The following is a 13,808-nucleotide window of genomic DNA, read 5'->3' as shown; positions in this document are numbered from 1 at the left end:
GGCGTGGCACGGCCTTCGGTGGTGCCAAGGGCCGCACCGACGTGCCGAAGATCGTCGACATGTACATGACCGGCAAGATCGAGATCGACCCGATGATCACCCATGTCATGGGGCTGGAGGAGATCAACACCGCGTTCGACCTGATGCACGCAGGCAAGTCGATCCGCTCGGTCGTGGTTTTCTGATGGCATCGGGCACGGGTATCGAGACCGTCAGCACCAACCGGGCGTTCGGCGGCGTGCAGGGCGTCTATCGCCACGCGTCCGCCGCCACCGGCACCGACATGACCTTCTCGGTCTATGTCCCGCCGCACGAGCCGGGCGCGCGCCTGCCGGTGGTCTGGTGTCTTTCGGGCCTCACCTGCACCCATGCCAATGTGACCGAGAAGGGCGAATTTCGGCGCGCGTGCGCCGATCTGGGCCTGATCTTCGTCGCGCCGGATACCAGCCCGCGCGGCGAAGGCGTGCCCGACGATCCGGGCGGGGCTTATGACTTCGGGCTCGGCGCGGGCTTTTACGTCGACGCGACCGAGGACCCGTTTGCGCAGCATTATCGCATGTGGAGCTATATCACCGAGGAACTGCCTGCGCTGGTCGCCGAGCATTTCCCGGCCGACATGGACCGCCAGGCGATAACCGGCCATTCGATGGGCGGCCATGGCGCGCTGACCATCGGCCTGACCTTCCCGGAGCGCTTCCGCTCGATCTCGGCCTTCGCGCCGATCGTGGCACCGTCGCAGGTGCCCTGGGGTCAGAAGGCCCTCCCCGGCTACCTCGGTGCGGACCGGGCAGTGTGGCGCCGGCACGACGCGGTCGCGCTGATCGAGGACGGCGCGCGGGTGAAGGATCTACTCGTCGACCAGGGCGAAGCGGATGGTTTTCTGGCGGACCAGCTCAAGCCGCACCTGCTCGCGGCTGCCTGCGCCGATGCCGGCATCGATCTGACGTTGCGGCTTCAGCCCGGCTATGACCATAGCTATTATTTCATCTCGACCTTCATGGACGATCATCTGCGCTGGCACGCGGCGCGCCTGACCTGATCCGGGCGGATGATCCTGCCGCCCGACGATCGGGCGCGAGATATTGAAATTGCGCCTTTATCCGGCAGGCTTTTGCGGTCACTAGAAAGCCATGACATCGCGACGCGCCCTTTGCCGTCTCCGCTGCGGAACTCGCCGATGAGCGACAGCACGCACGCGCTGCTGCTGCTCGACCTGATTGCGGTGGAGCGGCCCATCGATGTGGATCGATACGCGACGCTGGACGAATCCGCCTGGGACGACCTGACGCGGATGGCGCGGCAGCACAGGCTGGAACCGCTGCTCGGGCAGAGGCTGGTGCAGGACCCCGATTGCTTTCCCGACCCTGTCGCGGCCCGGCTGGTCGAACGTCGGCGCGCCCAGGCCGTGGCGGGACTTCGCGCAGCCGCCGAACTTGAGAGGCTGCGCGCGCTTTTCTCAGAGGTCGGCATAGTCTTTGCTGCCTTGAAAGGTGCTTATCTCGGCAGGGCCGCTTATCCCCGGCCCGAACTTCGCCCTCTGCGCGACATCGACATTCTCGTCCCCCGCAACAGCGCGGTGGAAGCGTGGCGCCTGCTGGAAGCAAAAGGCTATGGCCAGATCGAATTAAGCCAGGGCAGCCCTGAGTCGGCGCTCGACTTCCTGCACCAGATGCCGCCGGCACGCTCGCCCGCAACCGGCATGGCGGTGGAAGTGCATTTTCGCCTCTTCCACGATCGCGAGCGCGGCGACGGCTATGAGCCGAGCGAAGACCCCGCCTTCTGGGAGCGGCTGGTACGGCTTGGGGAGCCGGGCCGCGCAATCGCCTATCCCTCGCCCACGGACACGCTGCTTCATCTGATCGAACATGCAGCCTATGGGCACGGCTTCGACAATGGCCCTCTGCTGCTCAGCGACATCGCCTGGCTGGTCCGGAGTGGAGCAATCGATTGGACGCTCTTCTGGTCGCTCGCCGACCGCGCGCATTGCCGCCATGGCGCACTGCTGAGTTTCGCCCTCACCCGGCGCTACTGGCCGAGTGTCGTAGTCCCGGAACCGGAAAGCGGGCCCGGATCGTCCTCGGTACCATCAGCGCTGATCGATGCGACCGCGCTGATCATGCTGCAGGACGCGAGCCAGCGAAAAGACCTCAAGCTGTCGCTGCAAACCCGTCTCCGCCGGCGCAGCGGAAACCTATCGTCCTTTGTCCTCGGCCGTCTGTTTCCGTCGCGGCTGGAGATGGCGAATATGTACCCGGTCGATCCCCGGTCGCCCCGGATGCCCCTCTTCTACGCACGCAGGCTATGGGAGATCGGCACGAGACGCAGGCCCACGCTGATCGGCCGCAGCCGCACGCGCAAGGAGCAATCCTCCAGCCACGCCGATCTGGCGATCGTCGATCATATGCTCGCCGTTCACGACTGGCTCGAGCGGCATGACGGGGCGGTCGCGGCGCACTAGGCCAGCCGCACCGCCTGGGCTGCGAATCCATATTCCCACGCTGGTCGCTTCCAGAGCTAGCCGGAGCAGGACTGTGCCGACCTCGTGATTCGGATACCGAGCCTTCCTTTCGTCGCGAGATCCACTCTCGTCAGCGGCAAGTTCTTGGCCGCTCGCTTCGGCGTTAATCTAGCAGACAGCTAGTCAACGACACCCAAAGCAAACGGGGGAAGACAAAGGAGTCGCTCTATGTGTGTCAGTTCCAAGGACCGGAGAGTCCGTTTCATGATGGTCATGCTGGCCCTGTCGGCTTCAGCTAGCCTTTCTGCTCAACAGCAGCGTTCATCGGATTCGAATATTGTCGTTGACGGAGTTCCTCTTCCGGATCCTTCGACGATGACTGAAGGTCCTGAAATAAAAGGCGTTATCTCGGCTCGCACCGGCAACCGCCTGAAAGTCACCTCTGCTGACGGCACGAGCACGGTGATCGCGGTCGGCGATGCCACGCAGGTCAAGGCTGCGTCCGGCCTGTTTGGCAGCAACAAGAAGCTCGGGCTCGATGCACTGCTTAACGGTCTGCCCGTAACGGTGAAGACGCTTCAGCCGGCCGGCGGCGCGGGCAGCGAACTTTATGCGAGCCAGGTCAATTTCCGCAAAGGCGACTTCAAGACCGCCTCGATGATCCGCAACGCCACAGACCAGCGCTTCGAGGAGCAGATCGCCGCCACCGAGGCGCTGCGCGGTCGTCTTGGCGACATCGACAAGTACAACATCAAGAACACGATCAACGTCCACTTCGACACCGGCAAAGCCGAGCTGTCGCCCGAGGACAAGGCCCAACTCTGCCAGACGGCGAGCACGGCCGAGGCGACCGAGAACGCCCTGATGCTGGTGGTCGGCTACACAGACTCCACCGGCCCCGAAGAGGTCAACCAGCAGCTGAGCGAAAAGCGTGCCGCCCGGGTGATCAACTATCTGCAGCAGGCCTGCGGATGGAAGCCCTACCGCATGCTGACGCCGACGGGCATGGCCACCGCCGACCCTCTGGCACCCAACGACACGCCCGAGGGCAAGGCGCAGAACCGTCGCGTCGCGGTCAACATTCTCGTGAGCAAGAGCGTCGACGACCTCTGAGGCAGTCCTGCAATATGTCGACGGATGAGCCGGAGCTCGAGCGATCTCCGGCTCGTCTTTTGTCAGCGCAGCCCGGTGCCCGGGGGCAGCCGTCAGTCTCTGCTGCCGAGCGCCAGCACCACGCCAGCGACGCCAATGATCGTCGTGACGATTGTCAGGCCCAGCCAGCCGCTATGTTCCCAGAACCAGCCGGCGCCCCAGCCGGTCAAGGTCACTCCTGCGTAATAGAAGAGCAGATAGAGCGAGGCTGCGTGCGCCTTGGCGGGCCCCGCCTGCCGCCCGACCTCGCCACTGGCGATCGCATGCGAGGCGAAGAACCCCATCGTCACGAGGATGATCCCGAGGATGAACGCCCAGAGCGGCTCGGCAAGGCTGATGACCATGCCCGATGTCATCACCGCGATGCTGGCCGCGAGCGCCCGCCCTGGCCCAATTCGGGCGATCAGTCTGCCGACCTGCGCAGAAGACGCTATGCCGAAGACATAGGTCAGGAAGATCAGGCTGCTCGCCGCCTGCCCGAGGTCATAAGGCGGGCGGCTCAGACGAAATCCCGCATAGTTGAACGGAACGACGAAGACGCTGGTCAGGACGAAGCCCACGGCAAATAACCGGCAGAGCGCGGGGGATCCGAACTGGTCGCGCCAATGCGCGAAATGGCTGCCTATGTCGAAACCGCGCGAGGGGGTAAAATTGCGCGATGCCGGAAGCAGCAGCAGAAAACCGATCGCCGCCGCAACGTCGATCATGCCGACCACCGCCATGGCTCCCCGCCAGTCCAACAGGTCGGCGATGACGCCTACTGCCACCCGCCCCATCATCGCACCGAAGGCGGTGCCCGCCACATAGAGGCCGATCGCGCGCGGCAAGTCGCGATCGTCCATCTCCTCGGCCAGATAGGCCATCGCAACGACCGGCACCCCGCCCAACGCGGCGCCCTGGAGGAAGCGAGCGAACAGCAAGGTCGGCCAACTGGGCGCAAAGGCGACGGCAAGGTTGAGCAGCGAAGCCACCAGCATCACCGTGAACATCAGCCGGCGGCGCGTGAACAGGTGCGACAGCGCAGCGGCGACCATGCTCGCCCCGGCAATGGCGCCCGCTGTCATCGACTGGGCCAGCGCACTGGTCGGCGCGCTCAGGCCGAAATGGGCCGCGAAGGCCGGTAGCAGCGGCTGGGTGCACCAAAGCAGGGAAAAGGTCGCAAAGCCCGCGAGGAAGAGCGCCGAACGGGCGCGGCCATAGCCGGCATCTCCCCGACGCATTTCATCGTCGCTTTCGGGGACGACCAGGTGCTGCTCGGGCGCACTCTGATCGAATTGGGTTCGGCTGATGCCTCGGGTCACGGGGAGGCCATGACCGTTAAAGAGGGCTGGAGCAATGCTGAACCCCCTTCACGGGCCTATTCGGGATGGGCCAGTCGCTGATCGTTCGGCGATACTCCGCGCCAGCCGGACAGATCAGCTGTATAGGCCGCCATCCACACCGGCGCCGCTTGCAGCCAGCGTCAGTTCATCGACTTTGATCACCGTTATGACAGGCGCCCGCCATCCCTGCTTCGCTTCCCGACGCTCTGCTATCAGGAGCGGAAATTCTTCCCCAGGGTGCGTGTTGCGAGAAGGTGTCAAAGCCAGAATCTCCCAGATTGCTTTCGCTCGGTTGCTTGGTGTTTCCGGAGACTTACTGCGCTACCTCGTCAGCTACAAGAGCGCGCTCCGCGGCGAGCCAAGCAGGCACGTACTGGTGGGCATACGGCGCTCTTCGAAAACGTCCAGACCGAAAAGCGCTCCTCTTCAATTAAAGGCCTTAGCTAAAAATACCCCCGTCTGCAACGCCAGGCCCCATGGCTAAGGTTGAGTCTGACAGGTCCACTATGGTGACCGAAGGCGTGGTCCAAATTTCCTTAGGCAATGCCAATGCCGGCGCGGATTCCGCTTTGAGGACGTTCTGGTCTGCTTTATCGGGCGGCGTCATTCTAGGTCCCCTCGAAGGCCTGCAATTCCGCCTCGGCTGATACACGCATCGCTCTTCATAACCAAGATAATGATAGACGGTGATCCGCATATGTGAAGCTCGCCGAGAAGGATCTAAGAATTGCGCTTGCCGGCTTCGTCACTGACCGACTGGTTGTCAGCTACCGCCTTCGACACCGAATCCTGCCATGTTGCCGCTCGCCGCTTCGCAGAGGATGACGCCCGCATGGTGGTCATCGACGAAGTGCTGCTGCCGGCGCGATATAGTCGGATAGCCGATGCCCTGAAATCGGATGTCGATTGGGGCCCGCGTCATGGACTGATGCCCTCTGCCGGCGAGGACGGTGACGGTGACGGTGGGCGGAATGCCATAAAATGGGTCGACGCGGCCGACTTCGCCGAGGCCGCCCCTGCGGAGCGCTTCTTCCAGCATCAGGCTTTCGAACGTGTGAGGCCCGGACGCGAGCTTTCCCCAGGCATAGTCGATCTCGTCCGGTTCAAGACGCTGCTGACGAGCGCTGCCTTTATGGACCTGCTGGGAGTCATCGCCGGTCGACGCCCTGATGCTCTGCAGGAATTGCTCATCCGCCGCATGGTCTTCGGTGACCTTGCGCGGCGCCATGACGATGCGATCGGCGGGCGGACGATCTGCGCACTGCTCTATTTCAGCGATGGCTGGACCCCGGCCATGGGCGGCCAGTTCGTCATGCATGCGCGCGATGGCGACCGGATTGTCGATCCCCTGCCGAACCGGATGATCCTGTTCGACGTCAACACCGGGCTTGACCACAGCGTATTGCCGCTGTCCCAGGCGGCGGCCGATTTCCAGCGGTTCAATTTTTCGATCTGGTTTCGCTAGAGCATAAGTTGACCGGACTTGGTCAACCGCTCGGACAATGCGGTGTCAAAGGGCAAGAGCGCGTTCACCCATCGTGAATACGCGCTAGGCGGTGTCGGAAGCGCCGGCTGCTGAATAGCAGGAGGGCGCTTCCGATTGCTATCAGCCCTTCGGCACGACCTTGAAACTGCGGCCGTCGGCCAGGGTGAAGGTCTTGCCGTCGAAGTTCGCCTTGATCGTGCCGTCCTTGCGGTTGACGGCCTTGGCGGGGGTCGCTTCGGACCAGCGGATGATCTCCAGCATATAGCCATCGCCCTGCTTGATGGCCTTGCCATAGCCGGTCACCACGCCCTTCTCGTCGCCCGAGACGAGCACGAAATGGCCGTCAACGAGCGCGAGAACGCCCTGCTCGAGCTTGTAGATCTCACCGTCGGCCGGGCCGATCTGACGGAACTTCTGGATCGTGCCCGACCCGAAAACGAGGGTCAGTTCGGTTCCGTCGCGGGTCACCGAAATGTCGTGCTGGGTGTCCTTGCGAAAGCTCAGTGCCGGCTGCTTGGCCGGGTCGATGCCGATCGTCTGTTCGGCGATCATGTGGATGCCGCGCGGGCCGGGGCCGAAGGTGCCCGCATGCGCCATCGCACCTTTTGTCTCGAACGGCTCGCCGTTGAAGATGGACTGCTGCGCGAACAGGCCGTCCTTGTAGAGGATGATGCCGGTCAGGGGCATTTCCTCCCCGCTGCGTCCCGCCTTCAACAGCGTGTAGGCCCACAGGCCCTGCGCGTCGCGGACCGCCTTGGTATCCTCCGCATGGGCGGCTGCCGTGGTCATCGCCCCCAGCGCGGCGAGGCCGAGGGTGACGGAACGCGTAAAGGATCGAAACATGAAAAGCCCCTCTTCGTCATGGGCGACGCCAGGATGCGTGCGACGTCGAGGATGGGACAAGGTGCCGGCCGGTTCAATTCCGCGCACTGCACGCGTTCATTGTCGAAGCCGCAACGTCCGGAAGCAAATGGGGGCCATCAAAAGGAAAGGCCCTCCCCCGCCAGGCGGAGAAGGGCCTTCTATATCGGGGCGGATGAGCGCTTAGTGCGCCATCGCCTTGACGATCTCCTCGACCATCTTCTTGGCGTCGCCGAGCAGCATCATCGTGTTGTCCATGTAGAAGACGTCGTTGTCGACGCCGGCATAACCGACACCACCCATCGAACGCTTCACGAACAGCACGGTCTTGGCTTTCTCGACGTCGAGGATCGGCATGCCGTAGATCGGCGAGCTCTTGTCGGTCTTCGCCGCCGGGTTGGTCACGTCGTTGGCGCCGATGACGAAGGCGACGTCGGTCTGCGAGAACTCGCTATTGATGTCTTCCAGCTCGAAAACCTCGTCATAAGGCACATTGGCTTCGGCCAGCAGAACGTTCATGTGGCCCGGCATGCGGCCGGCGACCGGGTGGATCGCATATTTCACGCGAACGCCGGCTTCCTTGAGGACGTCGCCCATCTCGCGCAGCACATGCTGTGCCTGGCTGACCGCCATGCCATAGCCTGGAACGATGATGACCTGCTCGGCCTGCCCCATGAGGAAGGCGGCATCGTCGGCCGAGCCACGCTTCCACGGGCGATCGACCTTGGCGGCGCCGCCCGACGCCTCGGGAGCCGCACCGAAGCCGCCCGCGATGACGCTGATGAAGCTGCGGTTCATCGCCTTGCACATGATGTAGCTGAGGATCGCGCCCGACGAGCCGACCAGCGCGCCGGTGACGATCATCGCCGTGTTGTGCAGGGTGAAGCCCATCGCCGCTGCCGCCCAGCCCGAATAGCTGTTCAGCATCGAGACGACGACCGGCATGTCGGCGCCGCCGATCGGAATGATCAGCAGGAAGCCGATGACGAAGCTGAGCGCGGTGATGGTGAAGAATACCCACTGCGCATCATCGGTCAGGAAATAGCCGATCAGGCCCAGGATCGCCGCGAGCATGCCGAGGTTGATGACATGGCGTCCGGGCAGCATGATCGGCGAACCCGACATGTTGCCGTTGAGCTTCAGGAAGGCGATGACCGATCCCGAGAAGGTGATGGCACCGATCGCGACGCCGAGGCCCATTTCGATCCGGCTGACCTGCAGGATATGTCCGGTGACCTGGTCGACGATCCCGAAATCGCCGGGATTGAGGAAGGCCGCCCCTGCGACCAGCACGGCCGCGAGACCGACCAGCGAGTGGAAGGCGGCAACGAGCTGCGGCATCGCGGTCATGGCGATGCGTTGTGCGGTCACATAACCGATGACACCGCCGATCGCGATCGCGATGCCGATCTCGACCAGGCCGGTGTTGTGCAGGATCAGCGTCGTCGCAACGGCGATCAGCATGCCGATCATGCCGAAGCGGTTGCCCCTGCGCGACGTGGCCGGGCTCGAAAGCCCGCGCAGCGCGAGGATGAACAACACCCCTGAAATCAGATAGGCGAGCGAAGCCCAGGCGGGCGTGGCAGCGAGTTCATGCATGTCTATATCCCCCTGCCCGGCTCAGCCCTTGCGGTCTTTTTTCTTGTACATCGCCAGCATTCGCTCGGTGACCGCGAAGCCGCCGAAGATGTTGATGCTCGCGAAGACGACGGCCACGAGGCCCAGATATTTGCCGAGTGCACCGCCCGAAGCCGTCGCGCTGGCGATCAGCGCACCGACGATGATGACCGACGAGATGGCGTTGGTAACCGCCATGAGCGGCGTGTGCAGCGCGGGCGTGACCGACCAGACGACATAATAGCCCACGAAGCAGGCCATGACGAAGATCGACAGGATCGAGATGAAGTCCATATGTTCCCCCTTCCCCGATCAGCCGAGCAGCCGGGCGTTGACGACCTTGCCGCCCTGCGTCAGTCGGATCGCGTCGCCGATTTCCTCGTCGAGGATCGGCTTGTTGGCTTCCTTGTCCCAGAAGGCACTGAGGAAGTTGAACAGGTTGCGCGAAAAGAGCGCCGACGAATCCGCAGCAAGCGTGCCCGCCATGTTCTTCGCGCCGACGATCTTGACGCCGTGGCGCACCACTGTCTCACCGGCGACGCAGCCCTCGACATTGCCACCGCTTTCGGCCGCGAGATCGACGATCACCGACCCGGACCGCATCGTGGCGATCTGCGCGTCCGAAATCAGCCGCGGCGCGGCGCGTCCCGGGATCAGCGCGGTCGTGATGACGATGTCCTGCTTGGCGATGTGGGCGGATACCAGCTCGGCCTGGGCCTTCTGATATTCTTCCGACATCTCGGTCGCATAGCCACCGGCGCCTTCGCCCTCGATGCCCGCGACCTTCTCGACGAAGATCGGCTTGGCACCGAGCGACATGATCTGCTCGCGGGTGGCCGAGCGCACGTCGGTCGCCGAGACCTGAGCGCCCAGGCGACGCGCGGTGGCGATCGCCTGAAGGCCGGCGACGCCGACGCCCATGATGAAGGCGCGCGCGGCGGAAACGGTGCCCGCGGCCGTCATCATCATCGGGAAGGCGCGACCATATTCGTTGGCGGCGACCAGCACGGCCTTGTAGCCGGCCAGGTTCGACTGCGACGACAGGATGTCCATCGACTGCGCACGCGTGATACGCGGCATGAACTCCATCGCCAGCGCCTCGAAGCCCTTGGCGGCATAGGCATCGACCCGCGCCCGCTCGCCGAACGGGTTGAGCCCCGCGACGATCCAGGCGCCGGGTTTCGTCCCGCCGAGAGAGTCGGGATCCGGTCCCTGGATTCCCAGCACGATGTCGGCACCGGCCAGCGTCGTCGTGCGATCGCCGACCACGGCACCGGCCGCGGCATAATCATTGTCGGCAATGGAAGCGGTGACTCCGGCCCCGGCCTCGACTGCGACTTCGGCCCCGAGCGCGATGAATTTCTTCACAGTCTCGGGGGTGGCGGCCACCCGGGTTTCCCCGGTAGCGGCCTCCTTCAGCACCGCTATCCTCAAGGGATCAGCCCTTGGGCGCGATCAGGAAGATGACGAGCAGGCCGGTGGCCGCACTGAGGATCGTGCCCCACTTGAGCAGCCCCAAAAAACCGGAATAGGTGTTGTTGTGTGCCTTGTAGTCCATCGGCGCACCCTGTTCGTCAGACATATTCCACCCCTCGCAATGACGGCATTTTCGACGCCCTTCTAGTCGGAGGGCAACAGCGCCTCAAGGATAAATGCCGTCGGGGCGCCCGCCCTTTGTACCAGTTTAATTTTGCTTAGCATTTCTTTGCTAGGTCAGGCTCCGAAGGAGTAGCGGATGCGTCGCGACGGCCCTCCGGGGCTCTTGCTGGTCGATGCCGAGCCTGCGCAGGCCGGCCTGATGAGCGCCGTCGCGCAGCGTGCGGGATGGCGTGTCTTCCGTGCTGTCGATGCCACATCCGCCGTCCAGGCGGCGGAAGCCGCCCAGGCTGCAGGCCACCGCGTCGATGCCATATTGGCGGACCTATGGTCGCCAGATGCGGATGCCATGGCGATCGTCACTGCGGTGCGTCACGCGCTGCCGTCGCTTCCCCTGATCATCATCACCGCACAGGACAGCGCCGATCTGGCGGTCCGCGCCATGCGGGCGGGCGCGCATGACGTGCTGATCAAACCGCTCGGGTCGGTAAAGCTGATGGCTGCGCTCGATGCCACCATATCGACCGGTCCCGGACAGCAGGGCGAACTGCGCCCGATGGCAGAAAAATGGCCCGAACCGCTCGACTTCGAGGGCGTCGTGGGAACCGCTGCCGGGTTCCGGCGCGCCGTCGAGACCGCGATGCGCGCCGCAGCCACCCCGGCGACGATCCTGATCGAGGGCGAAAGCGGCGTCGGCAAGGAAGTGCTGGCCCAGGCCATCCATCGCGCCTCCGCCCTGCGCGACGGGCCACTGGTCACGGTGAATTGCGGCGCGATCCCGGCCAATCTGGTCGAGTCCGAACTGTTCGGTCATGAGCGCGGGGCCTTCACCGGTGCGTTCGAACGGCGGCGCGGCCTGTTCGCCCAGGCCGATGGCGGCACCATCTTCCTCGACGAGATCGGCGAACTGCCGTCCGATGCGCAGGCCAAGCTGCTGCGCGTCCTCCAGTCGGGCGAGATCCGGCCGATCGGTGCCGCCGTAGCGACCCGGATCAGCGTCCGCGTCGTGGCGGCGACCAACCGTCGCCTGTCCGACGACGTCGTGGCGGGGCGGTTTCGCGAGGATCTCTTCTACCGGCTGGCCGTGGTCCCGGTGCTGCTGCCGCCGCTGCGCGAACGACGCGAGGATATCGGAGCGCTGGCGGCGCATCTGCTCGACCGGATCGCGCGGCAACTCGGGCTGTCGGCCCTGTCGCTCGACGGCGATGCGCTGGCGCTGCTGCGCGATCACGACTGGCCGGGCAATGTCCGGCAATTGCACAATGCCTTGTTCCGCGCCGCTATCTTCTGCCCCGACGGGCTGCTGCGCGAGCGCGACTTCCCGCAGATCCGCCAGGCGCGGGCAGCCCCGCCGACGCCCCCTGCGAATGACGACATGCCGGTCGCGGCCGCGTCTCTCGCGGCGGCGGTGCCCCTGCCCGTCCCGACCAGCCTGCCGCTGTTCGGTCCCGACGGCCATGTCCGGCCGATCGACGAGGTCGAGGCAGATCTGATTCGCCTCGCGATCGGCCATTATCGCGGACGCATGACCGAAGTAGCGCGCCGCCTGCGCATCGGGCGTTCGACCCTCTACCGCAAGCTCGGCGAACTGGGGATAGAGCAGGCCGGCTGAGCACCCCTTCGATCAGGGCATGGCGCTGCCGCTTGTGTCGGGCTGGGCGACGTGGGACATAGCGGCGATGCCGTGCGTTGCTCTCCCATGACCGCCCATATCCACGCCATCGGCACCGCCGTCCCCCCGAACGCCATCCACCAGACCTTCGTCGACTGGGCGGCGGGCCGGCTCGAAGGCCGCGATCGCGCACTCTTCCGTCGCATGGCCTCGCGATCGGCGATCGAGGAACGCTACACCGTCCTGCCGCCCTCGCCGCTCGGCGGGTCGCAGGTCGATCCCGGCGGCTTCTACGGCGCCGCCATGCCCTCCACCGCCGAGCGCATGGGCTGCTATGCCCGCGAGGCCCCCGAACTAGTGCTGCGGGCAATCGACGACCTGTCATCGCGGGCACCGATTGGCGACGTCACCCACCTTGTGGTTGCCAGTTGCACCGGCTTCGTCGCGCCGGGCATCGACCAGATCATCGCGCGCCGCCTTGGGCTGTCCGGGTCGATCGAGCGGACGCTGGTCGGCTTCATGGGCTGCTATGCCGCCGTCGCCGCTTTGCGGGTCGCGCATCACATCGCGCGGTCGGACGAAAAGGCGCGGATCCTGGTGGTGACGGTCGAGCTCTGTTCGCTCCACATGCAGGACAGCGGCGATGTCGGCTCGCTGATGGCCCAGCTCCAGTTCGCCGACGGAGCCGCCGCCGCGATCGTGTCGGCCGAGCCGGCGGGTATCGCTATCGACCGTTTCTTCGGCGACCCTCCCCGAAAGCGACGAGCTGATCCGGTGGGACATCGGCAATGAGGGCTTCGTCATGCACCTGTCGGGCGAGGTCCCGGTGCGGATCGCGGCAGCGCTGGCAGACCCGGCGCTGCGGCGCGCGATCCTCGGCGATCGCGCAGCCGACGCGCCCACCGACTGGGCGGTCCATGCCGGCGGCCGGTCGATCCTCGATGCGGTCCAGACGGGTTTCGACCTCCCCTCCGACGCGCTGGCTGTCTCGCGGGACATATTGCGCCGCTGGGGCAACATGTCATCGTCGACGCTGATGTTCGTGCTCGCCGCCATGCTGGCCCAGAACAGGCCGCTCGACGGCCTCGCGGTCGCCTTCGGTCCCGGCCTCGCCGCCGAGGGCTTCGCGTTGCGCAGCGCCTGATGCGTTCGCTCGCCAGCCCGGCGCGCGAAAGCGAGCAGATGGACGATGCCGATCTCGATCCGGCGATCTATGCCCGGGTCCTGACCGATCTCGCCCGGGTCAACCGCTGGACGCTGGCAGCGCGTCCCACGATCGATTTCGTCGCCCGCACCGTCGGGGATCGCGACCGGTTCACCCTGCTCGATGTCGGCTATGGTGATGGCGACCTGCTGCGCAAGATCGCACGCTGGGCGGAAAAGCGAGGCAAGACGGCGGTGCTGACCGGTATCGACCTGAATGCCAAGAGTGCGCGGATCGCCTGGTCGGCCACGCCTGACCGCCATGACATCGAATTTCTGACCGGCGACTATCGCGAGCATCTGGCGTCGGGCGAAGCGCGCAGCGGCTATGACCTGATCGTCAGCAGCCTGGTCGCCCATCATATGAGCCACGATCAGCTGATCGACTTCCTGCGCGCCATGGAACGCCATGCGCGCCTGGGCTGGCACATCAACGACCTGCATCGGCACCGTTTCGCCTATCTCGGCTATCCCCTGCTCGCGCGGGCGATGGGCTGGCAC

Annotated in this window: 13 protein-coding genes and 2 pseudogenes; 8 read left to right on the top strand and 7 right to left on the bottom strand. The window is 65.0% G+C overall.

Going from position 1 to position 13,808, the window contains the following annotated elements; translation table 11 throughout:
• From KAY22_RS16680 to KAY22_RS16665, 4 genes and pseudogenes are all read left to right on the top strand, one after another.
• Positions 1-185: pseudogene (locus KAY22_RS16680) on the top strand (S-(hydroxymethyl)glutathione dehydrogenase); the annotation flags it as partial.
• A 17-nt stretch (positions 186-202) separates the two neighbouring features.
• Positions 203-1,039: an S-formylglutathione hydrolase gene (gene fghA, locus KAY22_RS16675; protein WP_296624480.1), complete on the top strand. Its 837-nt coding sequence runs from the start codon at positions 203-205 to the stop codon at positions 1,037-1,039.
• 138 nt (positions 1,040-1,177) lie between these two features.
• Positions 1,178-2,458, top strand: coding sequence for a nucleotidyltransferase family protein (locus tag KAY22_RS16670; protein ID WP_296624479.1), 1,281 nt, complete (start codon positions 1,178-1,180; stop codon positions 2,456-2,458).
• A gap of 228 nt (positions 2,459-2,686) precedes the next feature.
• The gene (locus KAY22_RS16665) at positions 2,687-3,571 is read left to right on the top strand and encodes an OmpA family protein (protein ID WP_296624478.1); all 885 of its coding nucleotides are present in this window, start codon (positions 2,687-2,689) and stop codon (positions 3,569-3,571) included.
• Positions 3,572-3,663: 92 nt separating this feature from the next.
• Here the strand turns inward: KAY22_RS16665 and KAY22_RS16660 are convergent, their stop codons facing one another.
• Together KAY22_RS16660 and KAY22_RS16655 are read right to left on the bottom strand one after the other, a co-directional pair.
• Positions 3,664-4,911 (bottom strand): MFS transporter, encoded by a 1,248-nt coding sequence (locus KAY22_RS16660; protein ID WP_296624477.1) that lies wholly within the window; start codon positions 4,909-4,911, stop codon positions 3,664-3,666.
• Positions 4,912-5,695: 784 nt separating this feature from the next.
• Positions 5,696-6,250, bottom strand: a complete 555-nt coding sequence (locus tag KAY22_RS16655; RefSeq protein ID WP_296624481.1) for a hypothetical protein — start codon at positions 6,248-6,250, stop codon at positions 5,696-5,698.
• Between KAY22_RS16655 and KAY22_RS16650 the strand changes: the two genes are divergently transcribed.
• On the top strand, positions 6,131-6,397 hold the full coding sequence (locus KAY22_RS16650; RefSeq protein ID WP_296624476.1) for a 2OG-Fe(II) oxygenase family protein: 267 nt from the start codon (positions 6,131-6,133) through the stop codon (positions 6,395-6,397). The two genes, KAY22_RS16655 and KAY22_RS16650, sit on opposite strands and share 120 nt — an antisense overlap.
• Before the next feature lie 141 nt (positions 6,398-6,538).
• Here the strand turns inward: KAY22_RS16650 and KAY22_RS16645 are convergent, their stop codons facing one another.
• The 5 genes from KAY22_RS16645 to KAY22_RS16625 all read right to left on the bottom strand — a co-directional run bounded on the left by KAY22_RS16645 (position 6,539) and on the right by KAY22_RS16625 (position 10,478).
• A complete protein-coding gene (locus tag KAY22_RS16645; protein WP_296624475.1) occupies positions 6,539-7,261 on the bottom strand; it encodes a hypothetical protein in 723 nt (240 codons plus the stop codon).
• Between the two features lie 201 nt (positions 7,262-7,462).
• On the bottom strand, positions 7,463-8,878 hold the full coding sequence (locus tag KAY22_RS16640; protein WP_296624474.1) for an NAD(P)(+) transhydrogenase (Re/Si-specific) subunit beta: 1,416 nt from the start codon (positions 8,876-8,878) through the stop codon (positions 7,463-7,465).
• Between the two features lie 21 nt (positions 8,879-8,899).
• Positions 8,900-9,190, bottom strand: coding sequence for a proton-translocating transhydrogenase family protein (locus KAY22_RS16635; protein WP_165321942.1), 291 nt, complete (start codon positions 9,188-9,190; stop codon positions 8,900-8,902).
• 18 nt (positions 9,191-9,208) lie between these two features.
• Positions 9,209-10,330 carry an NAD(P) transhydrogenase subunit alpha gene (locus tag KAY22_RS16630; RefSeq protein WP_296624473.1) on the bottom strand — a complete coding sequence of 374 codons (1,122 nt, stop codon included), beginning with the start codon at positions 10,328-10,330 and terminating at the stop codon, positions 9,209-9,211.
• Positions 10,331-10,334: 4 nt separating this feature from the next.
• Positions 10,335-10,478, bottom strand: coding sequence for an aa3-type cytochrome c oxidase subunit IV (locus KAY22_RS16625; protein WP_296624472.1), 144 nt, complete (start codon positions 10,476-10,478; stop codon positions 10,335-10,337).
• Positions 10,479-10,631: 153 nt separating this feature from the next.
• On the opposite strand from KAY22_RS16625, the gene KAY22_RS16620 reads away from it, so the two are divergent.
• The 3 genes and pseudogenes from KAY22_RS16620 to KAY22_RS16610 form a co-directional block, all read left to right on the top strand.
• Positions 10,632-12,104, top strand: coding sequence for a sigma-54 dependent transcriptional regulator (locus tag KAY22_RS16620; protein ID WP_296624471.1), 1,473 nt, complete (start codon positions 10,632-10,634; stop codon positions 12,102-12,104).
• Between the two features lie 87 nt (positions 12,105-12,191).
• Positions 12,192-13,248, top strand: a pseudogene (locus tag KAY22_RS16615) (type III polyketide synthase).
• A partial coding sequence (locus tag KAY22_RS16610; protein WP_296624470.1) for a methyltransferase domain-containing protein occupies positions 13,248-13,808 on the top strand: 561 nt, incomplete at its 3' end. The pseudogene KAY22_RS16615 and the gene KAY22_RS16610, both read left to right, overlap by 1 nt.

The sequence above is a fragment of the Rhizorhabdus sp. genome (assembly GCF_018006725.1).
GTDB lineage: Bacteria > Pseudomonadota > Alphaproteobacteria > Sphingomonadales > Sphingomonadaceae > Rhizorhabdus.
The sequence above is the reverse complement of the archived record's forward strand: the minus strand, read 5'-3'. Positions and strand labels throughout refer to the sequence as shown.

Coding starts and splice junctions, on each gene's coding strand:
- KAY22_RS16670 (WP_296624479.1), top strand. CDS start 1,178: ATGAGCGACAGCACGCACGCGCTGCTGCTGCTCGACCTGATTGCGGTG.
- KAY22_RS16665 (WP_296624478.1), top strand. CDS start 2,687: ATGTGTGTCAGTTCCAAGGACCGGAGAGTCCGTTTCATGATGGTCATG.
- KAY22_RS16650 (WP_296624476.1), top strand. CDS start 6,131: ATGGTCTTCGGTGACCTTGCGCGGCGCCATGACGATGCGATCGGCGGG.
- KAY22_RS16655 (WP_296624481.1), bottom strand. CDS start 6,250: ATGCATGACGAACTGGCCGCCCATGGCCGGGGTCCAGCCATCGCTGAA.
- KAY22_RS16645 (WP_296624475.1), bottom strand. CDS start 7,261: ATGTTTCGATCCTTTACGCGTTCCGTCACCCTCGGCCTCGCCGCGCTG.
- KAY22_RS16640 (WP_296624474.1), bottom strand. CDS start 8,878: ATGCATGAACTCGCTGCCACGCCCGCCTGGGCTTCGCTCGCCTATCTG.
- KAY22_RS16635 (WP_165321942.1), bottom strand. CDS start 9,190: ATGGACTTCATCTCGATCCTGTCGATCTTCGTCATGGCCTGCTTCGTG.
- KAY22_RS16625 (WP_296624472.1), bottom strand. CDS start 10,478: ATGTCTGACGAACAGGGTGCGCCGATGGACTACAAGGCACACAACAAC.
- KAY22_RS16620 (WP_296624471.1), top strand. CDS start 10,632: ATGCGTCGCGACGGCCCTCCGGGGCTCTTGCTGGTCGATGCCGAGCCT.